Raw genomic sequence first — 23,795 nt, 5'->3', positions numbered from 1 at the left:
TTCACTCAGCGCGCACGGGTATTTTCAGGGAGATTAGAAAACCATACGTGCAGTCAGGGAAACATAGCGAGCCGCTTGACGACCAGTTACCATGCCGTAGTCTGGGTTTAACTCAATACCATCATCACCATAACGAGTACGCTCTTCGTTGATGTTTAATGCACTATCAGCATTTAGTAAGTTATAAACGGTTGCTTTCAGAGATACTTCATTACCCATTAGCTCTGTGAAATATGACATCGAAAGGTCAACATTCGTTACCCATGGTAGTGTGCCTGCACTACCACGAGGCGCCGGGTTGCCATTTTCGTCATAGTGTGAAGCATGATCATAGTATCGACTGATACATGCATCCCATGGGTTACCTTCTGCACAACTATCTACATTTTTAGGGTGTACAGAGAAGTAGCTTTGTGGACGACCCGATGTAGTTCGAGCAACTAAACCCGCAATTAGGTTATCCGTAATATTGTACGAACCAGAAAACTTGAATGCATGACGGTGGTCATTTGGCAAGTTACCGTAGCCATGGTCCATTAGGTCAGCATAATCGTATGAAGTCGTCCAACCTGGATCCGCTTGGTTATTATCAGTTTTAACTAAGCCTTCAGTGTTACCGTAGTTTTTAGACCAAGTGTAAGATGCATTAAGTCTTAAGTCATCCGTCACGTTGCCATCTAAAGTAAACTCAACCGCTGTGTATTTTCGTACTGCGGCAGGTAAAGCTAGCTCTTCAGCAGATAAATTAATTACATCAACTGTACCATCACCATCAAAGTCATAAGACATTTCGATCGCTTCACCTGGGTTGTTCAACACATAATATGACCCTTGACCCACATTATCTGTAATACCCATTTCTTCAAGTTTCTTAGCTAATACCGGACCTACGTCAGTATCTTCTACGCTTCGACCCAAATCACGGTGAACAAAGCGTACACCCGCTGACATAGTGTCAAAAATCTCTTGCTGATAACCGATTGTGATCTCATCTGAGTACATAGGTTTCAAGCTTGAAGATGCAATTAGACCAGGTTCAGTAATACCACGTTGACGCCAGCGACGGTCACGTAACATATCGCCACGACTTGGTGAACCATCAGCTAACAATACCGGCGTACCATCTGCATTTACATCGCCCATTTCATGGTATTCGAACCATTCAACTGACGCAGAGCCTTGCGTAATATTCATGTTTGCAGAAACCGGTTGGTAATAACGGCCAAATGTTGCGAATACTTTAGCTGTACCATCACCGTGTAAGTCATAGATTGCTTGAAGACGAGGCGAGATCTGGTCTTTCATATCAACGTATGCTCTACCGTCTGTTACCGTGTTTTCAAACTCACTATAACGTAGACCTAAATTAAGCACTAAATTGTCAGTTGCTTGCCAAGTATCATTAATATAAAACGCAATTGAAGTTGAATCAGAATCTACATCACGTGTTCTAACACGTCGTTCGATGAAAGAGTCACCTTCTGCCGCGCCTGAGATATCATCAACACCTGCGTTTTTGATTTCCCACCAGCCCATACCGTCGCCGATACCATTTTGACCTGAGCTAAATTTTACTTTTACTTTGTTATAGTCAATACCAAACTGTAAAGCGTGCTCATCTAAGTCCAAAGTGAAATCAACACGTGCTTGTTCACGCACGTATTTCTCTTCAGATACTGTTGATGTTGTGTGTTGGCTTAATGTTGTCCACCCATTTCGAGAATCCCAGACACCGGGATCAGTAGATGCAACCACATTTTCAACATTCTCAGTAACCTGACCAACTACAGCAGAAACCGACATAGTATCTGTTAAGTAACCGTTATAGTTAACACTGAAAACTTTACCACCATCTTCACCCGGTGCAGCAACCCCTTTTTGATCGCCAATGACATTCGTTTGCCAGTCATAGACAAAATTAGTTGTATCCCAAGTACGCTTGTTATTCATCGCTGAGAAACCAAATGAATGATCTTCATTAATGAACCAGTCTAACTTAGTAAACCAACGGTCTTCTTCTGTTGACGTCGAGCTGAAGGTTGTTTGTCCTGCGCCCTCACTATCAGAACGACGTGGTGAAAATAACGCATAAGCAAAAAGTTTATCTTCAACTAAAGCGCCTGAGGCCCATACTTGAAACTCTTTAAAGTCATATTTATCACGTTGGTTATTTGTTGATATAGTGCCGTTACTTTGATAAATGGAATCATGATGTGATTCTAGACTTGATGGATCCCAGCGCACTTCTGCACCAAAATCAAAATCATTATCACCTGATTTTGATACCGCATTTACGATACCACCCATCGCACCACCAAACTCAGGGCTTACACCACCTGTTTTAATTTGTGTTTGAGAAATCGCTTCCCAAGGTAAGCGAATTGAGCCTAGGCCTGTTTTGATTGAAGCAACATTTAAACCATTGAAGTAGTAGCCATTTTCTGCTGATGATGCACCGCCAAAGCTTGATGCACCATTAAAACTGCTACCACCTGGCGCAGACGTACCCGGAGCAAGAAGTGCAATACTTTCAAACCCCGTATTTACGGGCATCATGTTTAATTCTTCATCACTAAATGTCACACCTGATGTCGAGTTGCTTAAATCTACTCGACGAATCGAAGCACCTGTTACAGCGATACGCTCAATATTTTGACCAGCTTGAGACATTTGTGCATCAATGATCATTGATTGACCAATGGTAACGTTTACATTTTCTTGTAGTACACTTTGATAACCATCTTTTACGATTGTTACGTCGTAAGTACCGACAGGGACATTACGTAACAAGTACTCACCTTCGGCATTGGTTGTCACTGTGTATTTCAAACCTTTGGTTTTGTGTTTGAAAGTCAAAGTTGCACCAATAATATCAGAGCCCGTACTTGCTTCGATATGACCCTTAACAATACTACTACCGTCTACAGCTAACGTTGGCGCGTGCCAACTTAATGCTGCAGCAATTGCAGTCGCTGCAAGGCTTTTTCTTAGATAGTTACCTTTTTTATTATTGTACTTCATGAGTTGTCCTACTCCTGTGAGTTTTGCGTTTTTCATAATGACGCATAACACAATACATATAATTTATATTGTATACAATATTTTATTTTATCTTTTGTTAACTAGAATATGTAACAAAATATACATTTGCTCATAAATAAAGGGCTAACAGGTACAAAAAAGAAGTATCGATAAAATAGAACTAGAGTAAAAACTTGAAGTGGTTATTAACAAAAAGCCCCGCACTGGGCAGGGCTTTAAAAATAAACTTTGAAAATAACCTAGCGCATCGCCATCATCATTTTCGCAGGGTTTTCTAGGTAAGCCTTCCAAAGGTTATTGAATCGAGCAATTGTGCCACCATCAATCACTCTATGGTCGCCAGACCAACTGACTTGCATAATTGCACGCGATACAACGTTACCTTGAGGATCAAAACGTGGTAGGTGCTGTAATTTACCGAGTGCAACAATGGCAACTTCCGGCTTATTGATAATTGGTGTAGCGGTTGTGCCACCAATTGCACCAATATTCGAAATCGAAATTGTGCCGCCCTTTAAATCATCAGGTGAAACGCGCCCTTCTCGAGCTGCATCAGTTAATCGCGTAACATCCTGCGCAACATCAACGATAGATTTACTCTGACAACCTTTGATATTTGGCACCAATAAACCGAGTTTTGAATCTACGGCCATACCGATATTGTGATCATCAAAATAGGTGATTTCAGTACAGTCGTCATTTACTTTTGAGTTAACGATTGGGAACTCTTTAATCGCAAGCGAGAGTGCCTTGATAAAGAATGGCATCATTGTCAGCTTAATACCTTCTTTCGCATACTGCTCTTTAAGCTCTTTACGAAGTACAATAAGGTCGGTTAAATCGATTTCATCACTGAATGTAAAGTGTGGAATGGTCGATACAGAAGCTACCATCTGTTTTGCCATTGCCGCTTTCATGCCACGAATAGGCTCTACACGAGTGCCCCCCGAAGTGACTGCATGAGCAACCTCAGAAACTGGCGCATTGTTTGATGCAGCTGGTTTAGTTTCAACAACGGCTTGTTGTTCAGTTTCACCATTTACAAATCGAGCTATGTCTTCTTTATACACTCGACCATTTTTACCTGAGCCTGGCACCAAATTAATGTCGATATCTTGCTCACGCGCTAAACGACGTACAGCAGGAGATGCGATTGCTTTACCATTTTTTGGCAATTGCGTTTTCACTGCTGTATTTTGTGTTTCAGCTTTTACAGCTGGTTTACTTTCAGCGACAGAAGAAGTTTGAACATTGCCATTACCACCAGCTAAACGCATTTGGAATAACGGATTGTGAACCTGTGCAATTTCGCCTTTTTGATAGTATAGCTTTTCAACTACACCATCGTATTTAGCTGGGATCTGTACCAAGGCTTTGTCTGTCATTACGTCACACACAGCTTGGTCTTCAACAATGGTGTCACCTTCGCTGACTAACCACTCAACGATTTCACATTCAACAATACCTTCACCAATGTCTGGCAGAATAAAGTCTTCTAAATGTAAACTCGAAACATCTTTTGATGCTTGAACGTCATTAGATTGTTCAGCAGGTGCTGCGCCCGCTACATCCATCGCAAAAAGCGGCTCATGTACTTTGGCAATTTCGCCTTTTTCATAGTGTAATTGTGTAATCAAACCATCATGCACTGCAGGAATTTGTACCAAGGCTTTGTCGGTCATAACATCACAGATAGGTTGATCTTCTTTTACCTCATCGCCCACTGAGACTAACCATTCAACGATTTCACACTCTACAATGCCTTCGCCAATGTCTGGTAAGATAAATTCTTTTGACATGTCTAATCCTTAAAACTCAACAGACTTTTGAATCGCAGAGAACACTTTAAGTGCATCTGGTACGTACTCTTTTTCAAGTGCTAGTGGGTAAGGAGTATCTAAGCCACACACTCGCAAAATCGGCGATTCTAAATGTAAGAAACATTCTTGCTGAATAGTTGCAGCAATCTCAGCACCAAAGCCATTGGTGATCGGTGCTTCGTGACTAATAATCAAGCGACCTGTTTTGGTGACTGATTTAGCAATCGTTTCAACATCCCAAGGCAGAATACTGCGTAAGTCAATAATCTCACAGCTTATACCCGCTTCTTCTGCTTTTTCAGCAGCCTGCTCGATGATTTCCATCTGCGCACCCCAAGCGAGTAGCGTCACATCTGAACCTTCTTTTACGACTTCAGCTTTACCAAGTTCAATTTCGTAATCTTCTTCAGGTACTTCACCAACTGAAGCACGATATAAACGCTTAGGTTCGAAGAAAATGACCGGGTTATCGTCTTTAATACAGGCACGCAATAAGCCTTTAGCTTGATAAGGGTTACGAGGTACAACTAGCTTCAAACCTGGCGTATGCGCAAAGTAAGCTTCTGGAGATTGTGAATGGTATAAACCACCCGCGATACCACCGCCGTAAGGCGTTCGAATTGTTAGATTGCCAACATTGAACTCATTACCACTACGGTAACGAAATTTTGCAGATTCGTTCACGATCTGATCGAATGCCGGGAAGATATAATCAGCAAACTGAATTTCAGCCAGTGCCGGTGCGCCAAAAGCCGCTAAACCGTTTGCAAAACCAAGTATACCTTGCTCTGTCAGAGGTGTATTGAATACACGGTGCTTACCGTACTTTTCTTGTAAACCAGAGGTTGCTCGGAATACACCGCCGAAATAACCCACATCTTCACCGAAGATACATGCTTGCGGATGCTCTGCCATAGTGATGTCTAGCGCCGAGTTAATGGCGTGTAACATGTTCATTTTTGCCATTATTTGATTCTCCCTGCAGTCACTGGGTACGCTTCTGGATGTTGCTTAATATGTTCTTTTAATTCTTCATATTGTTTTTGAAGCGCAGGAATTGGCGTGTCGTATACATCAGAAACGAGCTCTTCTAGTGCTGGTTTCTGAACTTTCTCAGCAACCTTTAATGCCGCAAGTATTTCTTCACGGATCTTATCTTTTGCCGCTTCGTCTTCTGCTTCGTTTAACCAGCCTTGCTTTAATAGCCAGCTTTTGAATCGCTCGATTGGACAAGCCGCTCTGAATTCTGCTTCTTCATCTTTACTACGGTAGCCAGATGGATCATCTGATGTTGAGTGAGCACCTAAGCGATAAGCAATAGATTCAACTAGTACAGGATCGCCATGCTCTGCTGCAATCTTGCGTGCAGCTTGTGTTGCGGCATAAACAGCCAGTGTGTCAGTACCATCAACACGAATAGTCTTAATACCATAACCGACACCACGCGCAGCAATACCGTCGCCTTTAAATTGTTCATCAGCTGGCGTTGAAATCGCATAACCATTATTACGCGCGAAGAATACAACCGGTGCTTTATGCACAGCAGCCATGTTTAAACCCGCATGGAAGTCGCCTTCAGATGCAGCTCCTTCACCGAAATAACAAATCGTAACGTTATCAATTTCTGAAGCTAATTCACCGGTTGTAGCATCAATATGATTCAATTTTTGACCATATGCATAGCCAGTTGCTTGCGGGATTTGCGTACCAAGCGGTGAAGAAATCGTCATATAATTAAGTTCGTTAGAGCCATAGTGGATAGGCATCTGACGACCTTTACCTAAATCAAGTTCATTTGAGAACATTTGATTCATAAAGTTATCTAGGCTAAAACCACGATAAGCAAGCGCTGCTTGCTCGCGGTATTGGGCCATGATCATGTCATCATGTTTAAGCGCTGCTGCACTTGCAGTCACAGCGGCTTCTTCACCCAGACATTGCATGTAAAAACTAACACGACCTTGACGCTGTGCAGCCTGCATACGTTCATCTAGTAAACGAATGAAACGCATAGTGCTATATATTTTTAATGCTGTTTCTTTATCTAGCTCTGGTGCGGTTGCACCATCAAGGATCTCACCATTGTCACCGAGAATTTTTAAGGTGGGGATATTCAGTGCATGGCCATCAATAAATTCCAGCGCGTGGCTGATATTTAGAGATATGTTATTCGGGTTAATCATAACCTACCTTCTCTTGTTGTCATTATCCATTTGCATGCAAATAACTACTCAAAAGTATTTATTCGTTCGCTATGTTGTTTTATGAATAATCTGTGCGATTTATGCAATTGGTTTAAATTAAACCTATCGACACTTTACGTTAACGTAAAGTGTTATTCAACTGATCATAGATGAATAACACTTAATTTGCATAAATATTACTGGAAAGAAAAGAATACGCTATATTATTAGCTTTTAATTCAGTTGCTTATATGAAGTTTTCATTAATTTGCATAGGAATAACGGTTAATAATGCACGTTGACCAAGTGCAACTTTAGCATTTGGGAAAATAATGGCTTCACCTTCAACTTCTGCAAAATACTGCTTTTCGCCGTCATTTGCTAACAACTCACCCTTTGCAAAGCCTGTAAAGTTCACTGCGCTATCAGGGAAGGTAAAGTTAAATGCTTCTTGTGTTCTATTAATCGTTCGATACACTTCAAACAACTCAAAGTCTTCAGAATTAAATTTCTGATATTCTACATCTTCTTGGCTAATTAATGCAGTCAGCGTTTGCTTGGTTTTCTCAAAGCGCACCATATCATTTTCACCAAAAGGCTTAACCTGACCCAGCTCTATGGTAAACGCATCAGCGCCAAATTCGTTTGAAGAAAAATAACTGAATGTAGTTGCCGGTGCTGCCATCATTAATACAGTGTTAACGCCACAAGAAAGCAAAAACTGAAGTTGTGACTTTTTCCAAGGCTTGCCATTTAAAAACGGATAAACTGCAAATTTCTCGTTTTTTGAACCTCGAATAGCCGTGTGTAAATCATAATGGCAACGATAACGCCCAGTTTCTACCTCATTAAAAAAATCAGATACATAAGTTTCTAACTTTTTCGCTCTGTCTCTTTCTGCATTTTGCACATCACCTTTGCTATGTGATCCACTGAATAAACGGTTTAGGTTTTCTTCTACAAATCGCTCACCAATGTTGATTGACTTTGGATTACCAAAAATAAACAGCACACGTTGCTTAAGTTCTAATTTGCCTAAGATAATGTGTTGGATTAGTTCATCACAAATTTCAATGGGGGCAGTCTCATTGCCATGAACCGCGCTTGATAAGACAATATCTTTTGTTGTTTTTGCACTAGGTGTGAATTTAATAACGCCCGTATCAAGTACTTCAACTTTCGTACCATTTACAAGAGCAAATGAAGTCGGTTCTAAATGAAATTCGTTTTCGCGTGTAATCGATAAAAAGTCACCTGACTTTTTCAATGTTTCAAGGTACATACTGTCCCCTTTTGTGAGAGTGTATAAATAAAAAAGCCATGCTTGAGCATGGCTTTTATAGAATAAATTGTTTAGCTAATTACAGAATCAACAAGCGCTTTGGCCTCTTGTTCTAGTAACGCTAAATGTGCTTCACCTTTAAAAGATTCAAGGTAAATTTTGTAAATATCTTCTGTGCCTGATGGACGAGCTGCAAACCAGCCTGATTCAGTTACGACTTTTAAACCACCAATGCCAGCTTTGTTACCTGGTGCTTCAGTGAGTTTTTCAATAATCTTGTCACCTGCTAGTCTATCTGCAGTCACATCTGCAGCACTAAGCGCTTTCAATTTTGCTTTTTGTGCTGCATTAGCGGGGGCATCAATGCGTTTGTAAAGAGGTGCACCGAACTCCGCTTCAAGCTCTTTGTAACGTTCTGATGGTGTTTTACCGGTTACAGCTAATATTTCAGCTGCAAGTAGGCCTAAAATAAAGCCATCTTTGTCGGTATTCCAAACACTACCATCACGACGTAAGAATGACGCGCCGGCACTTTCTTCGCCACCAAATACAAGCCACTGCTCACTTAAACCTTTTACAAACCATTTGAAGCCTACTGGTACTTCAAACACCTCTTTATCATGTGACTTAACCACTTTGTCGATCATTGCCGAAGACACCAATGTTTTACCCACTTTAATGTCTTTCGCCCAATCACGATGAGTAAGTAGATAATCAATCGCCACTGCTAAGAAATGATTTGGATTCATCAAACCGCCTTTGGTTACTATGCCATGACGGTCATAGTCCGGATCGTTACCAATACCAATATCAAAATCATCTTTTAACGCAATTAAGTTTGCCATCGCGTAAGGTGACGAACAATCCATACGGATCTTGCCATCTTTATCTAAAGGCATAAATGCAAAACGCGGATCAACCTCAGGGTTTACAACGGTTAAATCTAGTCCGTACTTTTCTTTAATTACAGGCCAGAAATTGATACCAGAACCACCTAATGGGTCAATACCAATTTTTACACCTGCCTTTGCAATCGCGTCTAGATCAACAATATTGATTAAATCATCAACATAAGGTGTGATTAAATCTTCATACTTAATGAAGCCAGATTGCTTAGCCTTAGCGAAAGGAAATAACTCAACTTCGACTAAATCTTCTAGCAATAACTGATTGGCTCTGTCTTCGATCCACTTGGTGATATCAGTATCAGCTGGGCCACCATTTGGCGGGTTATATTTGAAACCACCATCTTCAGGTGGGTTGTGCGAAGGCGTCACAACAATACCATCACTTAATTCATGTGGATGTGCTTTGTTATAACACACAACCGCATGGCTGATCACAGGTGTTGGAGTATAGTCATCATTTTCTTGCGTAATGACTTGTACTTCATTCGCTACTAACACTTCTATGGCTGAGTTAAAAGCTGCTTCAGATAACGCATGGGTATCTTTACCTAAAAATAGCGGGCCAAAAATGTTATTTGCTTTTCGATAATCACAAATAGCTTGTGTAATTGCTAGAATATGAGACTCGTTAAACTTAACATTTAACGAACATCCACGGTGGCCTGATGTACCAAAAGCAACACAATGCTCCGGGTTTTGCTCTAAATCTGGTTCATTTAAATAATAAGCCGAGACAAGTTTTGGAATATTCACTAATGTGTCGTGTTTTGCTGGTTGGCCAGCACCTGGATGGATAGACATAGAACGTCCTTATAAGTAATCTCTAATAGTTTCAGCGTCAGCTTCTTTGTACCCTAAACCTAGGGCAACCTCATGTAACATCATCTTCTTACGTGTGGTATTAGAATTGGTCATGACCCAATATTCACTGTCTGCGATATTTTTAGGGTTCATACTGCTGCCACTTTCTAATAAAGCTTCTTTACTTTTTGCAAAATAAATTCTATCACGGCCCTTGATTTCTAATACTGAATCAAAGCTGTCTTTATGGGTGCGGTGTAATGCACTTAAAATAAATAAGAAGCGGCCTACTACACCTTTTTGCATAGCGAGCTCTTCTTTATTAAGAATATTAAAAACATTAGCAGTTTTAGTGGTCACTTTTATGACGCTTTGTTCTTCAACTGTTTCTTGTTCTTCTTCTAATACAACATCATCAACTTCTGAAGATGAGTTGGGTGATAACTTTAATAAACGACGCAGAATGTCTGAGGCACTTTCACCAATGCTTTGTGTATTACTGGCGATATATTGATAAAGCTCGTCATCTATTTCTATTTTTTTCATGCTTTTCCTGTCATTACTGATTTTGGTGCATCGAGCTGATTATATAATGAAATGAGCCAAGACACTATGCCTTTGCATTTCACCAATACACTGGCAAAATTACCTCATAATTTATCGGAGTGCAAAATGCTATTAAATTTCAAGCAAACAGGAGCGGGTCCCGTTGTCGTGATCATGCATGGGCTATTCGGTTCATTAGAGAACCTTAACATTATCGCTAAAGCCCTTAGCGAACATTACACTGTCATTAATATAGATTTAAGAAATCATGGTGCATCTTTCCATGTAGATGAAGTAAGTTACCCTGCTATGGCCCAAGATATACTCAATTTGCTTGATGAATTGAATATAAAAAAAGCGCATATAATCGGCCATTCGATGGGTGGTAAAGTTGCAATGCAATTAGCCATGCTTGATGAAGCACGTGTTAATAAACTTGTGGTACTTGATATTGCACCTGTTGATTACCACCCTCGTCATAGTGCAATTATTAATGCGCTGCAATCTGTTCAGAAACAAGGTGTAAGCTCGCGAAGTAAAGCTGACACAATAATGAAAGAATTTATAGATGAGATGGGAGTTAGACAATTTTTATTAAAAAGCTTGTCTAAGTTTGAAAACGGATATGCTTGGAAATTTAACTTAAATACCATTGTTGAAAACTATTCAAAGATCATTTCAAACATTAATGAGACTCATTCTTGTCAATGTGATACCTTATTTATTAAGGGGAATAATTCAGACTACATATTGCCTGAACATAGAGATGCAATCGTCTCATTATTTCCCAATTCGAAAGCAAAAGTCATCCATGGCGCTGGTCATTGGCTGCATGCTGAAAAACCACAAGCCGTAAATCGGTCAATTATTGATTTTCTTCAATAATTAGCGAGTTTTTCACTCACACTATTAAATTATGATACTCGGTTATGGTATAGTAGCCGCCGTTTAAATATTAGTTAGAGCAAGTATGGCCAATCAGTATATTCAACAGTTTGAAACTATGGGACTGTATTTCGGTTTAGCAGGCATCTTTTTCTTTATCGGAATGGCAATCAACGATGTTTTAAAAAAAGGTGATGTGCCTAAATTTGGTCGATATATTGTTTGGCTCGTATTGTTTCTAGGCTGTTCAGGTTTTATTGCGAAAGGGCTTATTCAAGCATTTTGGCAAGGCGCTGGCGTAGGATAAACATGGCCAAGTCAGAAACAGATCGTACAACAATCGATCTTTTTGAAAATGAGAAACGTCCTGGTCGTCCTAAAACGAACCCACTTCCACGAGAAGTGCAGTTGAAGGTTAATAAACGAAACCAGATCAAACGTGATAAGGCAAGAGGGTTAAAGCGTATTGAATTCAAAGTATCATCTGAGCTTTATCAAGCTCTAAGTGATATGGCTCAAGCGCAAAACATCAGTAGAAGCGCACTGATAGAAACCATTTTGCAAGAGAAATTAGCGAATAATAGATAGAAGGTAAGTATTACATGGCAAGCGTAGGTATTTTTTTCGGTAGCGATACTGGTAACACTGAACACGTTGCTAAAATGATTCAAAAAGAGCTTGGTAAAAAGCTTGTTGATGTAAAAGACATCGCTAAAAGTAGTAAAGAAGAAATTGCTGAGTTTGATTTAATCCTGTTTGGTATTCCAACTTGGTATTATGGTGAAGCACAATGTGATTGGGATGATTTCTTCCCTGAGCTTGAAGAAATCGATTTCGAAGGCAAGCTAGTTGCTATTTTTGGTTGTGGTGACCAAGAAGATTATGCTGAGTATTTCCTAGATGCCATGGGCATGATCAACGATATCGTTACAGAGCGTGGTGCTATTGTTGTTGGTCACTGGTCTACAGAAGGCTATGACTTCGAAGCTTCTAAGGCGATGGCTGATGATAATCACTTTGTTGGCCTGGGTATTGATGAAGACCGTCAACCAGAGTTAACAGAACAACGTGTTAAAGCATGGTGTGCACAAGTATTTGATGAAATGTGCCTAAGTGAACTTGTTGACTAATCAATAAGTTTTGCACTTATAGTCAATGCACGTTACCTTTAGTAATGAAGTCGTGCTCATTGCTAGAGTAAAATAGAATTAATAAAATTACTGAGACAGATAATGACTGATCATAATTTAGAGTTGAAGAAAGCAGGGTTAAAAGTTACTTTGCCACGAATTAAAATTTTAGAAATCTTGCAGTCTCCTGATAATCAACATATCAGCGCTGAAGACGTTTATAAAATTTTATTAGATAAAGGCGAAGAAATTGGCCTTGCAACAGTTTATCGAGTTTTAAACCAGTTTGATGATGCAGGCATTGTTACTCGCCACCACTTTGAAGGTGGTAAATCTGTCTTTGAATTAGCGGGCAGCACTCACCACGATCACCTAGTATGTTTAAAATGTGGTCGAGTTATCGAGTTTGAAGATGAAGTTATTGAAACTCGACAAATTGAAATTGCAACTCAAAATGGTATTAAGCTAACTAACCACTCTCTGTACCTTTATGGTGAGTGTGTTGATACCGAAGCGTGCAAGAAATACGCTGAAGAGAATAGCTAAGTTAAAAAAGCCGACGTAAGTCGGCTTTTTGTTGCTCTATTGAAAGTACAATTTCTTTTTTAGATACCTACTTTCTATCTTTAAGCAATCAAGTATTTTTTAATAAAGCGATTAGAATTAAACAAGCACTAAGACAAAGTGAAAGGCTCACCCACAACTTTGCATATCTTGTTTGCTGACAAGCATTGTAATAACACTGTTTGGGGTTCTTAGGGTCAATTAAAATGAAAGTGGCCTTTTGATCTTTAAACGATTCATATAAATCGGGTCTAAAAGCAGTTTGACAACAATAGCTAGTTTCATTAAAAGTAAATTCAACTAAAAGACTCGACTCACCTAACATTTCTAATGGTCCTGCCTTATGTTGTTTTACTTTAACCAAATTCTCGACTTGCACCTGACGCCATATACGTTTGTTTAATTGCTTCTTTTTGCTCTGCCACATTATGAATGTGGCAGCAAAAAATAACGAGGTAACGAGTACACTTAACCAGATCATCACTGCGACTTATACACCAAATGTGCTGTTATAAGGTCGCTTAGCGCAGTACCAACTGATTTAAATAAAGTAATATCAGTTTTAGCTCTTAATGTATCAAGTTGATGCATTTCGTTAAGTTCAGCGATGATCTGCTGCTCCGAAAAAACGCCTTCGGCAATAGGAATAAGTATCTCCCCAGCTTCATTCAACACGTTCTTTTTACTATCGACAAACACTTTTGAACGCACAACACAAGCAGAGTCACACTCTCTAAATTGTTTGTGGTGATTGCCAATTAAGTCTATATGCGCGCCATCTGACACCCAATTACCATCAAACAAAGGGTCATGTGCCCCCGTACCACAACTGATGATGTCAGCCGAACTAATGGTTGCTTGATTTGACTCTCCAAGTAAAAATTCTACTTGTGAATATTTTTCAGTAAGTAACGACCGTAAACTTTCTGCTTTATCTGTGTTTCTTGCAATGATGGTTACTTTCTTAATATTACGTACATTCATATGGGCTTCAATCATGTATCGTGACAAATTACCTGAACCAAAGTACACCAAATGGGCACTATCTTGTCTTGATAGATATTGACTTGCTAGCGCGGACACTGCTGCCGTTCGCCAAAGTGTCACACTCGTGCCATCTACCAATGCCAGTGGCTCACCGTGAGTGCGATCAAACAACATAATTTTAGAATATAAACTTTTATAGCCATGCTCTGCATTCGAAGGAAAATAAGTAAAGGATTTAACGCCGATAACTTCTTCATTCCATGCAGGTAAAACGGCAAAAGCATCGTGGTTCTTTTCAGACTCTGATAGTTCAAAAACTTGTCTGGTCGGTGTGCCCGCAGGTCTTGAAAACCCTTCTTTTAAAGCGTCAATGACCTTGTTGAAATTTAAACTCGCATGTACTTGTTGTTCGGAAACTATTTTCATTTCTTTTCCTTAATTAATCACAAACGATTTTGGTGCATGGGTTATAAACTCAAAACCATCATGAGTAATGAGCACATCATCTTCAATGCGAATACCGCCAAAGTTAGGTATATATACACCGGGCTCAATAGTAATAATGTTGCCTGCTTCTAATAGATAGTCTGTATTTGGGTTTATAAAAGGCACTTCATGTAATGCCAAACCTACACCATGTCCCAATCCTTTGCCTGCATACTCTAAAAGCCCAGCTTGCTCCAAAACATCTAATGAAACCTGATTAAGATGCTGACAATCGACCCCAGCTTTAAGACTCTCTAAAGATTTGCTTTGAGATGCCAAAACAGCCTCATACATAGCTTGTTGACGTGGGTTTGGTTCGCCATAAACATAAGTACGCGTCATATCTGAACGATAGCCATTTACCACAGCACCAAAATCAATCAATAATAAGTCGCCATAATTAAGCTTTCTTTCTTCAGGCTTTCCATGGGGTAATGCACTTCGCTCAGCAAACAATAAAATGGTGTCGAAGCTTACCCCACCAGAGCCAAGCTTTTTCATTTTGTAGTCAAGCTCAGTAGCCAAATCTAATTCAGTCACCCCTTTTGAAACTTGAGTGAGTAAATCCGCAAGAGCCAAATCTGCAATAGCTGCTGCTTTTTTAATTGAAGCAACTTCGAACTCGTCTTTAACCATTCGGAGCTTTTCGATGCAGCCATCGAGTGGTGAAATGTCATATGAAGCTAATTCATCAGCAATAGATAACCAGGCGCCGTAATTAATGGCTTGGCTTTCAAAGCCCGTCTTTTCGCGAGGTAATAAACGCTTGATACATGCGCCCAATGATTCTGTATCTCTGTCTCTGCAAATAATTTCACAACCATTGCTTTCTGATTTTGCTCGTTCAAAATATCGATAATCAGTGATCAGCCATTGACCTTGTGTTGAAACGATGAGGTAAGCTGCATTACCACTGTAACCTGTTAGATAAAAGATATTTTCGTAGTTAAACACCAACAAGTTTTTTACGTCTTTATCTCGTAAAGCTAATAATAAACGTTGCTGACGTTGAAGATATCGTGTTTGCATTTGAGTTAAACCACCACCAATAATGGCAATAACATAACCCAAACAACAATTGTATACAATATGCTTTTGTTAACTACGCATAAATGGCAAGGTATGTAAGTTAAAGTTTGCTAAATTCGGATAAATATCAACCAATTCTGAGCTATCTAAACCAAACCATTGCGCCAAAGACGCAAAATATTGCTCATTCGCAACTTGTGGGATCAAACGACCCCCACGTGTATCATTCGGACCATCTAGATGTTGCGTCATCAATGAGCCGTAAATTTCTCCGCCATTTACCGCGCCGCCCATAATGATTTGATTTCCCGCCCAACCATGATCAGTACCGTCACCATTCGACGTCAAAGTGCGACCAAAATCACTCATCGTAAATAAGGTTACATCATCGTTTGCATTGATGGATGACATCGCAGCATTGAACTCTGACAAAGACTGAGATAAAGCGCCTAATAATGCAGGGTGTGTAGTAAGCTGATTATCATGTGTATCAAAGCCCCCCATACTCACAAAGTAAATTTGCCTTTTTGCATTGAGTGTTTCTCTAACTGAGATTGATTTAGCCACAGTATGCAGTTGTTGTGACAAACTACTATCAGAAAAATAAATGCTTAGATCTTCGCTGGACTCAATAGCACTATTCATTACTTCAGTATTTGTGATCGCTTTTTGCATTTTTGTACCATATGCACTTGCTAGAGGATGGGTTGACTGGGCAAGCACCCTATTCATTATACTTTTTACATAGGCTGCGCGATTTCCAGTACCATTAATTGGGTTTATTTTACTGACACCACTTCTATGTAATGAGAATGGCGTCTGATTAACACTGGTTTGCCACGGATTAGTTCCCGCTAATGAAATGTTATTTACGAATGAATCACCTTGTTCTATTCGCTCTAATAGTCTTGCGCCCCAGCCACTGTTTAAAGATACTTTTTCTCTGCCATGCATCCAAGTAGCTTGCTGATCGTTATGAGAGAATAAATGCTTAGGAAGTGGCACACTTTCATTTTGATAGTCTGCTTTGCTAGTTGGCACAATCAAGCTACCTACACCGGATATAAAAGCTAAATTTCTATTATCAAAAATATTTTTTATTGAACCCATAGCAGGATGAAGACCTACTCCACCGGCAAATTCACTAACGGGAGATAGCTGGAGTGCATCTGTCACCGCTAAGTTTTGTCGACTTGCTTCATATAAACTGCGCTGCTCACCTTCTATGGGCACAAGCATATTCAAAGAGTCATTACCACCATATAAAAATACACACACTAAGGCTTTGTGATCATCAAAGTTGTAAGACAAAGACCCCTGAAAAGCCTGTAGTTGCAATTGAGTTAATGCGGCAACCGATACGCCACCTTTCATACAATAAGATAAAAACTTTCTTCTATTCATGTCCGTCTCCTACTGCTGCAAGGTAAATTCGGGTGAAATTGAAATTAAATAAACAAGATTTGAAATACGTTGATAACTATCGCGGCTTGCAAAAAATTCATCCATATCAACTAACGCTTGTCTCATTTCTTGTGACATATTACCGGCGAAAAATAGCAGATCGTATTTATCTAAAACTGCACTCAACCCATTCATATTGATTAAGTCGTGGTCTGCTTGCATATATAAATAAAGGCTGTTTTCATTTAATTCATCGTGACGCTCAGCCACACGCCAAACGAGATCTGCATAGTGCGTGTTAATCATACCGACTAACGCTGCGTCATTAGCGATTTGCAGTTCGGGGGCAACAAGTTCAGTATCGGCTAATTCGCCTGGTTGATAGTCTGGTCTAAAAAAGTTGAATACCGACGGTGATTGCAAAGGGCCTTGACCATAAGTTGAGGGTAAATTCCAAGTGTAATAACGGTTGTTAAGGGTTCTAGCGTTAAACACACGCCAAAACTGAACTGTTTTGAGTAACGGCTCTTTTATTTTGCCAAAATGAGCAAGCGGTATACCAAAACCTCTAGCTTCATTATCTAAATAAATCGCTTTCACTATGGCTGCTAAATCTCCCCTTACCCCCTCTCCATTATCATTGAATACCATAGCGACCCGCTCTACGTAACCAGGGCTTGGATTAGAAGTAATTAATCGTTGTATTAGCTGTTTGGAAATAAATGGCGCAACATTATCGTGATTGAACAAATTATCTAATGCTATTTCTAGACTTTGCTCCGCATTCGTATTTGCTGGAATAACCTCACCATTTAACAAAACTTTTTCACTGATTGAGTGATAATCTTCAAAAGCTTGCATAGGCAAAGTATAGTTTCTACTTGGTCGGCTCCATCTTGTACTATAAGCAAATGTCCAACCCGTAAAGACTTTGGCAAACCCTTCAATTTCACTTTGCCCATAAGTTGGAATGATTTCACCATTCTGATCTAATTTATTTGTACCGTTTAGATTTAATTCGTTGAGTCCTATTGTAAACAGCTGCATGACTTCACGTGCATAGTTCTCATCAGGACGAATATTCCTTTCAAGATCAGCTTTTTCATTTCCTAGATGGCTTAAATATACGCCCATCACAGGTGATAAAGTGACTTGCTTTAATAAGTCTCTATAATTTCCGAAAGCGTGTTCAAGTAAAATGTCATAATAAGCAGCCATGCCTTCAGGCTCACCACTGAGTGATGTATTTAGATCGGATACAACAAAGATTTCACTAAGAGCAAAAGCAACACGCTGTCTTAACTGATCTTCTGCGTTTAAACTTGCTTTCCACCAAGCATCAATACGGTTGATTTGATTAGGCTCATCACGGTCTGGGAAATTTTCGACGAGTGGACTGTGATACGTAATCGGGAGGTTAACTTGATCATTAAGCCATTCTTCGTAACTTTTACCTGAAACTGCCAGAATTTCATTGTAAGTCGGTCCAAGACTAGCCTGATGGAGAAGCCTGGAAGCTTGTGCCTCGTTCATATTCTTCAATACTGAAAATCTAACTTCTTGTTGCGCGGAAAGACCAGCTGAATTGGTAACTGTCACTAAGAAATGATACTTTTCATCTAGAGCTGTGAAATTGTTAGAAGCAGTAAACTCTAACGAATCAGTCATTGTCAGTGCGATTTCAGGTCCTGATAATTGTTCCCATGCAAAGCTAACTTGTTGTGTGTCTTGCTCTGATACCTCGACCTTAACTTTTACTATTTCACCTTGTTTAAAGGTATCTGAATCTATTTTTATGGCAATAACCAGTGGTTTGGCTTCATCGCTGCTGTCATTATCTGAATCCTGATCAGACCCACTGCTAGAGTCATCACTAGAACCGTCTCCCCCCCCATCAGAACCTGAGCCATCTCCGTTATAAGAATCAGATACTACGGGCTGTTCTGGTACTGGCTCTTCAGATTGCGATCCGCCACCACATCCTGTTATCAAGGAAAGTATCAGTATTATAAAAACGTGCCTAGCGATCATGTGTAACTATTCCAATTCGAACAATTTATAAACTTTAGTACCAACTAGAATATGTTTAAATACGAATATTTGAGTAAATTTAGATTTTTACACTAAACATCTTTTTTATTTGACAGAAATTTATCCTTTAAATGATAAAATCATGTCAAAAGCAAATTTGCTAGAGATTATTTTGAATACCGATACCTTCATACCACAGAATTTCATCGACGATGTAAAAACCTATTTACCTGACAGCTTGAGTATTGAATCTTTTATTGAGTATTGTCAAAAACCCCTTAGGCGCTCAGTCAGAGTGAATACATTGAAGATTACAGTCAATGAATTTACGCAATATTGCACAGCGAATAATTGGAAAATTGAAGCTGTTCCTTGGTGTGACACCGGTTTTTGGCTTGAGCGAAGTGCTGAAGAGGAAAAAGCCCTTCCTCTTGGCAACACGGATATTCACTTGAGTGGTGGTATTTATGTTCAAGAAGCCAGCTCAATGTTGCCACCTATGGCGCTTCAATCAAGTTTAAAAGAAGATGGTATAGTCCTAGATGTGGCTGCTGCCCCTGGGTCAAAAACATCGCAAATAGCCGCAATGATGAATAACCAAGGCATTCTGGTTGCAAACGAGCTTTCTTCTTCACGCTTAAAAGTACTGGCTGCAAATATGAAGCGTATGGGCGTGCATAACTGTGCACTGTCTCATTTTGACGGTGCTGTCTTTGGCGATTATATGTTTGAGTGTTTCGATAACATTCAGCTTGATGCACCTTGTTCTGGTGAAGGCACAGTCAGAAAAGATGCTGACGCTTTAAAAAATTGGTCTGTTGCGTCAAATATTGATATAGCCAATGTACAAAAACAACTTATCAAGAGCGCATTCTTTGCTCTGAAACCCGGTGGTTCTTTAATTTACTCAACCTGTACACTCACGCCTGTTGAAAACCAAGCGGTTTGTCTGTATCTGCTTGAGCAATTTGGTGACTGTGTTGAAATCGAACCATTAAATGAACTGTTTGAAAATGCAGATAAAGCCTGTACTTCAGAAGGCTATTTGCATGTATGGCCTCAGATTTTTGACAGCGAAGGCTTTTTCATCGCTAAATTTAAAAAGTTAAAATCAGTTGATAACCCGAATTTAAAAACCAAAAAAGGCGCTTTCCCGTTTTCATCGGCTGAAACAAAGTTAACAAATAGCTTCATGTCAGCAATCAAAAAACAGTTTGGAATTAAATCACTACCAGGTGAGCTGACAGTTCGTGACAAAGAGCTCTGGCTTTTTCCTGAAAGATTCTCTGAAATTGAAAACAAGATCAAATATTCTCGTATCGGGATCAAGTTAGGCACAACCCATAAAAATGGCGTGAGGCTTGAACATGAATTTGCAACAGCACTTGGGAAACTTGCAGAAAATAACACCTATGCGCTTACCCAATCACAAGCCGCAGATTATTATCAAGGCAAAGATATTCGACTTGAAACAGTCTCTAATCATAGTGGTGAGGTTATTTTAACCCTTTGTGGCTCGCCAATAGGCTTAGGGAAATGGCAGAAAAATAAAATCAAAAACTCATTACCTAGAGATTTGGTTATGAATAATCGCGTTATTGAATGGTCGCTCTAGCAGTCGAAATAAGTTTTTAGACTAATTTCTTATAAGGATATATACCACTGATAATTATAGATTTTATTTTGTGTTGTTTATTTGTAGTTTTTGTTAAGAGTTAACTACAATTAAATTACTTTCTTACTTCTCCCTGATTGTTAGAAAGGTGTTTTAAGTTAACGCATTGGCTCAAATGAGCCGTCCCCTAAGCCCAGAGTAATCTGTACTCTGGGTCTTTTTTTGCATTAAATATGCGAATAAAGCAATACAATACTTAGATTACATCGCACTTTGACGGCATATTGGACGTAAAAAACGTTGAATCGCATTCAAGCCAACAGAGGTTGAACGTACATCTGTTGAAGATGGGAATGGGCCACCATGGTTCATTGATGCACAAACTTCAACGCCAGTAGGCATTTGATTCTCGATTAAACGCCCTACTTTGTATTGTAGATCTTCACTTAGATCAGACGCCGATGCTAAATCATTACCCGTGCCATGAATTGATGCTGTTAACTGACCTTCTAACTTATCAACCAAGGTTTCTAACTGTACCATAGAGTCATATGTTACCAACATAGCAGCTGGACCAAACACTTCTTCATGTAATGAAGGTGTATTCAAGTAAGTGCCAATATCAGTTTTAAAGATATGGGCATTTGCATGAAACTCTTCAGATAACTCTGCCACTGCCAAAAGCTCTACACCCTCGATATCTGTGCGCTCAACCATGGCTTGTTTGAAGCTATTCAGAATATTTGGTGATAATAATGTATCTGAGCTGCTTGCTGCCACAGTTTTCTTAACGCTTTCTTGTAATGCAACTGAGCTATTTGGTACTAACCAAAGACCTGGGCTAGTACAAAATTGGCCATTGCCCATCAACATTGAATTACATAAATTCGCACCAAGCTCTTCGCCATTTTGTGCTGCCATTTCTGGTAACACAAACTGCGGGTTAATACTGCCTAATTCACCATAGAATGGAATAGCTTCTTTACGAGTATTAATCGTGTCGATTAATTTACTCGCGACAGACATTGAGCCTGTGAAACCAACAGCTTTAACTGGCTCTGCTGCAACAAGTGCATGTGCCATGTCGTATTTCTTCGCTTGGATCATTGAGAATACACCTTTTGGCATATCACACTTCTCAATCGCTTTTTCAATAGCTCGGGTCATTAACTCACTGGTTGCTGGGTGAGCAGTATGGCTCTTCATAACAACAGGGCAACCTGCAGCGAGTGCCGATGCCGTATCACCACCTAGTGTCGAGAACGCATAAGGGAAGTTTGAAGCTCCGAAAACAGCAACAACACCAACAGGGATAAAATCAAGTTGGGTGCGCGGCTTAGCTAACGGTGCACGTGCAGGATCTGCCTCGTCTAATACACTTAGGTTCACAATGCCGTTTTGGCTTTGCTCTAAACCTTGTGCAAAAGCACGTAACTGATTCATAGTACGGCCGCGTTCGCCTTGTAAACGGGCAAACGGCAGGTTTGTCTCTTCGTGAGTCACTTCAAGCAGTTGATCACCTAGGGCTTCTATTTCATCTGCAATGGCATGCAAGAATGTTGCACGCTCAATAAGAGAAGTCTTTCTATAAACTTTAAATGCTTTTTCAGCTTCATTGATCGCAGTTGCAAGCATGTCTTGGCTTGCTTCGAAAAACTGAGTATCGATTGGCTCATGGCGCTTTGGTGAAAAGGCATGAAATACTGATGCGTCCGCATCCTTTAACCATTCACCTGCGATAAAGCTTGCACCGCTAATTTCCATCTTTTTCTCCTCAATGAAAAAACCAGCTACTAAATGCTAGTTTTAGTCTAGTTTAAATTTGTTATACAACTTGAAAGCCAAAAGCATACGGGTCACTATCATCCACGCTAATGTTGCTAGTGCCCGTTACTTTCGACCATCCTTTGATACTTGGTAGGATTGCTGTTTTTCCCGCTACTTCAGTAACACCTTCAATGCACCCTACGAACTGGCTGCCGATGTAACTTTCATGAATAAATTCCTCGCCTGGCTGTAATTTATCTTTGGCAAATAACTGCGCCATTCTTGCGCTGGTGCCGGTGCCACATGGCGATCTATCTATGGCTTTATCACCATAGAAAACCGCATTGGCTGCACTTGATTCTGCGTGCTTTGGTTTGCCAGTCCAAAGAAGATGCGACGCGCCTTTTACGGTTGGATCTTCAGGGTGTACACACTCAAGCAACTCATTGATTGCTGTTCGAACAAGCGGGCTATATTTAAGAATTTCAGAGGCAGACCAATTTTCAATACCCGGGAAGTTTTCTTGTGGTTCGACAATAATGTAGTAGTTACCACCATAAGAAATGTCTACCGTTAACTTGCCAAGCTCTGGCACATCAACTTCAATATTTTCATAGGCTAAGAAAGCTGGCACATTGAATATTTTTACCCATTCAACTTTTCCATCAACCATAGAGTATTCAGCATTTACACGCCCTGCTGGCGTATCTAGCTTTAATTTACCGGGTACTTTTGGATGCATTTGTGCGTTTTCAAGTGCAAACGTTACTGTGCCAATGGTGCCGTGACCACACATAGGTAAACAGCCTGATGTTTCAACAAATAAAATAGCCGCATCGCCATCATCGGTTGTTGGTGGATAAATAAATGAACCTGACATCATATCGTGCCCGCGCGGTTCAAACATCAGTGATTGACGGATCCAATCAAACTCAGCAAGAAAGTGCTGACGTTTTTCACTCATTGTTTCACCCTTAAGGTAAGGGTGACCGCTAGTGATTAAGCGTACTGGGTTGCCGCAAGTGTGGCCATCGATACAAGAAAATGTCCCTTTACGCATATTAATAACCCTGCTTGACTATGCTAAGAGCCGTATTCGTGTTCACAGCATTTTGAAGTAGATTCGTAAAACTTTCATTTAATTGCGGAGCAACTACTGAATACAAAACTTGGCAATTAATGTCCATTGTCTTTCCTCTTTACCTTTTATGGTTTACATCCTACGCATATTGTATACAATGTTCAATATTCCACTATGTATTTTTCATTAAAAGTTTTTATCGTTCTAAACGTATATTGACATTTAAAAGATTAA

Annotated in this window: 19 protein-coding genes; 6 read left to right on the top strand and 13 right to left on the bottom strand. The window is 39.9% G+C overall.

Features of this window, described 5'->3' with window-relative positions:
* Window positions 1-33: 33 nt before the first annotated feature.
* The 7 genes from ACGHEH_RS09400 to seqA all read right to left on the bottom strand — a co-directional run bounded on the left by ACGHEH_RS09400 (window position 34) and on the right by seqA (window position 10,582).
* Window positions 34-3,021 carry a TonB-dependent receptor domain-containing protein gene (locus tag ACGHEH_RS09400; RefSeq protein ID WP_390444418.1) on the bottom strand — a complete coding sequence of 996 codons (2,988 nt, stop codon included), beginning with the start codon at window positions 3,019-3,021 and terminating at the stop codon, window positions 34-36.
* A 260-nt stretch (window positions 3,022-3,281) separates the two neighbouring features.
* Complete coding sequence (locus tag ACGHEH_RS09395; RefSeq protein WP_390444416.1) at window positions 3,282-4,841, bottom strand: dihydrolipoyllysine-residue acetyltransferase; 1,560 nt, start codon at window positions 4,839-4,841, stop codon at window positions 3,282-3,284.
* Window positions 4,842-4,850: 9 nt separating this feature from the next.
* Window positions 4,851-5,828 (bottom strand): transketolase C-terminal domain-containing protein, encoded by a 978-nt coding sequence (locus ACGHEH_RS09390; protein ID WP_390444413.1) that lies wholly within the window; start codon window positions 5,826-5,828, stop codon window positions 4,851-4,853.
* Window positions 5,828-7,045: a thiamine pyrophosphate-dependent dehydrogenase E1 component subunit alpha gene (locus ACGHEH_RS09385; RefSeq protein WP_390444410.1), complete on the bottom strand. Its 1,218-nt coding sequence runs from the start codon at window positions 7,043-7,045 to the stop codon at window positions 5,828-5,830. The genes ACGHEH_RS09390 and ACGHEH_RS09385 overlap by 1 nt, the downstream gene beginning before the upstream one ends.
* A 247-nt stretch (window positions 7,046-7,292) precedes the next feature.
* Window positions 7,293-8,327: a succinylglutamate desuccinylase gene (astE, locus tag ACGHEH_RS09380; RefSeq protein WP_390444407.1), complete on the bottom strand. Its 1,035-nt coding sequence runs from the start codon at window positions 8,325-8,327 to the stop codon at window positions 7,293-7,295.
* 71 nt (window positions 8,328-8,398) lie between these two features.
* Window positions 8,399-10,036: a phosphoglucomutase (alpha-D-glucose-1,6-bisphosphate-dependent) gene (gene pgm / locus ACGHEH_RS09375; protein WP_390444405.1), complete on the bottom strand. Its 1,638-nt coding sequence runs from the start codon at window positions 10,034-10,036 to the stop codon at window positions 8,399-8,401.
* 9 nt (window positions 10,037-10,045) lie between these two features.
* Window positions 10,046-10,582 (bottom strand): replication initiation negative regulator SeqA, encoded by a 537-nt coding sequence (gene seqA / locus ACGHEH_RS09370; protein WP_390444403.1) that lies wholly within the window; start codon window positions 10,580-10,582, stop codon window positions 10,046-10,048.
* Window positions 10,583-10,708: 126 nt separating this feature from the next.
* Here seqA and ACGHEH_RS09365 point away from each other — a divergent pair, with 126 nt between their 5' ends.
* The 5 genes from ACGHEH_RS09365 to fur all read left to right on the top strand — a co-directional run bounded on the left by ACGHEH_RS09365 (window position 10,709) and on the right by fur (window position 13,143).
* Entirely contained in the window at window positions 10,709-11,467 is a 759-nt protein-coding gene (locus ACGHEH_RS09365; protein WP_390444400.1) for an alpha/beta fold hydrolase, read from the top strand.
* A gap of 85 nt (window positions 11,468-11,552) precedes the next feature.
* The gene (locus ACGHEH_RS09360) at window positions 11,553-11,774 is read left to right on the top strand and encodes a DUF2788 domain-containing protein (protein ID WP_058029912.1); all 222 of its coding nucleotides are present in this window, start codon (window positions 11,553-11,555) and stop codon (window positions 11,772-11,774) included.
* 2 nt (window positions 11,775-11,776) lie between these two features.
* On the top strand, window positions 11,777-12,055 hold the full coding sequence (gene ybfE, locus ACGHEH_RS09355; RefSeq protein WP_058029913.1) for a LexA regulated protein: 279 nt from the start codon (window positions 11,777-11,779) through the stop codon (window positions 12,053-12,055).
* A 14-nt stretch (window positions 12,056-12,069) separates the two neighbouring features.
* Window positions 12,070-12,597 (top strand): flavodoxin FldA, encoded by a 528-nt coding sequence (gene fldA, locus ACGHEH_RS09350; RefSeq protein WP_390444397.1) that lies wholly within the window; start codon window positions 12,070-12,072, stop codon window positions 12,595-12,597.
* Window positions 12,598-12,699: 102 nt separating this feature from the next.
* Window positions 12,700-13,143, top strand: a complete 444-nt coding sequence (gene fur, locus ACGHEH_RS09345; RefSeq protein WP_349286542.1) for a ferric iron uptake transcriptional regulator — start codon at window positions 12,700-12,702, stop codon at window positions 13,141-13,143.
* Window positions 13,144-13,641: 498 nt separating this feature from the next.
* Here the strand turns inward: fur and ACGHEH_RS09340 are convergent, their stop codons facing one another.
* The 4 genes from ACGHEH_RS09340 to ACGHEH_RS09325 are packed head-to-tail and all read right to left on the bottom strand — an operon-like array spanning window position 13,642 to window position 19,098.
* Complete coding sequence (locus tag ACGHEH_RS09340; protein ID WP_390444393.1) at window positions 13,642-14,574, bottom strand: ornithine cyclodeaminase family protein; 933 nt, start codon at window positions 14,572-14,574, stop codon at window positions 13,642-13,644.
* A gap of 9 nt (window positions 14,575-14,583) precedes the next feature.
* The gene (locus tag ACGHEH_RS09335; protein ID WP_390444390.1) at window positions 14,584-15,705 is read right to left on the bottom strand and encodes a M24 family metallopeptidase; all 1,122 of its coding nucleotides are present in this window, start codon (window positions 15,703-15,705) and stop codon (window positions 14,584-14,586) included.
* A 27-nt stretch (window positions 15,706-15,732) separates the two neighbouring features.
* Window positions 15,733-17,067: a DUF1501 domain-containing protein gene (locus tag ACGHEH_RS09330; RefSeq protein ID WP_390444387.1), complete on the bottom strand. Its 1,335-nt coding sequence runs from the start codon at window positions 17,065-17,067 to the stop codon at window positions 15,733-15,735.
* A gap of 9 nt (window positions 17,068-17,076) precedes the next feature.
* The gene (locus tag ACGHEH_RS09325; RefSeq protein WP_390444384.1) at window positions 17,077-19,098 is read right to left on the bottom strand and encodes a DUF1800 family protein; all 2,022 of its coding nucleotides are present in this window, start codon (window positions 19,096-19,098) and stop codon (window positions 17,077-17,079) included.
* 172 nt (window positions 19,099-19,270) lie between these two features.
* Between ACGHEH_RS09325 and rsmF the strand changes: the two genes are divergently transcribed.
* A complete protein-coding gene (gene rsmF, locus ACGHEH_RS09320; protein WP_390445179.1) occupies window positions 19,271-20,713 on the top strand; it encodes a 16S rRNA (cytosine(1407)-C(5))-methyltransferase RsmF in 1,443 nt (480 codons plus the stop codon).
* A 261-nt stretch (window positions 20,714-20,974) separates the two neighbouring features.
* Here rsmF and ACGHEH_RS09315 read toward each other — a convergent pair whose 3' ends face one another.
* Window positions 20,975-22,477 (bottom strand): aldehyde dehydrogenase (NADP(+)), encoded by a 1,503-nt coding sequence (locus ACGHEH_RS09315; protein ID WP_390444382.1) that lies wholly within the window; start codon window positions 22,475-22,477, stop codon window positions 20,975-20,977.
* Between the two features lie 61 nt (window positions 22,478-22,538).
* On the bottom strand, window positions 22,539-23,540 hold the full coding sequence (locus tag ACGHEH_RS09310; protein WP_390444380.1) for a 4-hydroxyproline epimerase: 1,002 nt from the start codon (window positions 23,538-23,540) through the stop codon (window positions 22,539-22,541).
* Window positions 23,541-23,795: the final 255 nt, after the last annotated feature.

The sequence above is a fragment of the Pseudoalteromonas sp. MTN2-4 genome (assembly GCF_042848605.1).
In the GTDB taxonomy this organism is placed as follows: Bacteria; Pseudomonadota; Gammaproteobacteria; order Enterobacterales; family Alteromonadaceae; genus Pseudoalteromonas.
Note: the sequence above shows the minus strand (reverse complement) of the source record. Positions and strands in the feature narration are given on the sequence as shown.

Bases quoted from the DNA above. Each gene is read 5' to 3' on its own strand.
- ACGHEH_RS09325 (WP_390444384.1), bottom strand. From the start codon at position 19,098: ATGATCGCTAGGCACGTTTTTATAATACTGATACTTTCCTTGATAACA.
- ACGHEH_RS09310 (WP_390444380.1), bottom strand. From the start codon at position 23,540: ATGCGTAAAGGGACATTTTCTTGTATCGATGGCCACACTTGCGGCAAC.
- ACGHEH_RS09330 (WP_390444387.1), bottom strand. From the start codon at position 17,067: ATGAATAGAAGAAAGTTTTTATCTTATTGTATGAAAGGTGGCGTATCG.
- pgm (WP_390444405.1), bottom strand. From the start codon at position 10,036: ATGTCTATCCATCCAGGTGCTGGCCAACCAGCAAAACACGACACATTA.
- astE (WP_390444407.1), bottom strand. From the start codon at position 8,327: ATGTACCTTGAAACATTGAAAAAGTCAGGTGACTTTTTATCGATTACA.
- seqA (WP_390444403.1), bottom strand. From the start codon at position 10,582: ATGAAAAAAATAGAAATAGATGACGAGCTTTATCAATATATCGCCAGT.
- ACGHEH_RS09315 (WP_390444382.1), bottom strand. From the start codon at position 22,477: ATGGAAATTAGCGGTGCAAGCTTTATCGCAGGTGAATGGTTAAAGGAT.
- fldA (WP_390444397.1), top strand. From the start codon at position 12,070: ATGGCAAGCGTAGGTATTTTTTTCGGTAGCGATACTGGTAACACTGAA.
- ACGHEH_RS09385 (WP_390444410.1), bottom strand. From the start codon at position 7,045: ATGATTAACCCGAATAACATATCTCTAAATATCAGCCACGCGCTGGAA.
- ACGHEH_RS09365 (WP_390444400.1), top strand. From the start codon at position 10,709: ATGCTATTAAATTTCAAGCAAACAGGAGCGGGTCCCGTTGTCGTGATC.
- fur (WP_349286542.1), top strand. From the start codon at position 12,700: ATGACTGATCATAATTTAGAGTTGAAGAAAGCAGGGTTAAAAGTTACT.
- ybfE (WP_058029913.1), top strand. From the start codon at position 11,777: ATGGCCAAGTCAGAAACAGATCGTACAACAATCGATCTTTTTGAAAAT.
- ACGHEH_RS09395 (WP_390444416.1), bottom strand. From the start codon at position 4,841: ATGTCAAAAGAATTTATCTTACCAGACATTGGCGAAGGCATTGTAGAG.
- ACGHEH_RS09360 (WP_058029912.1), top strand. From the start codon at position 11,553: ATGGCCAATCAGTATATTCAACAGTTTGAAACTATGGGACTGTATTTC.
- ACGHEH_RS09390 (WP_390444413.1), bottom strand. From the start codon at position 5,828: ATGGCAAAAATGAACATGTTACACGCCATTAACTCGGCGCTAGACATC.
- ACGHEH_RS09340 (WP_390444393.1), bottom strand. From the start codon at position 14,574: ATGAAAATAGTTTCCGAACAACAAGTACATGCGAGTTTAAATTTCAAC.
- ACGHEH_RS09400 (WP_390444418.1), bottom strand. From the start codon at position 3,021: ATGAAGTACAATAATAAAAAAGGTAACTATCTAAGAAAAAGCCTTGCA.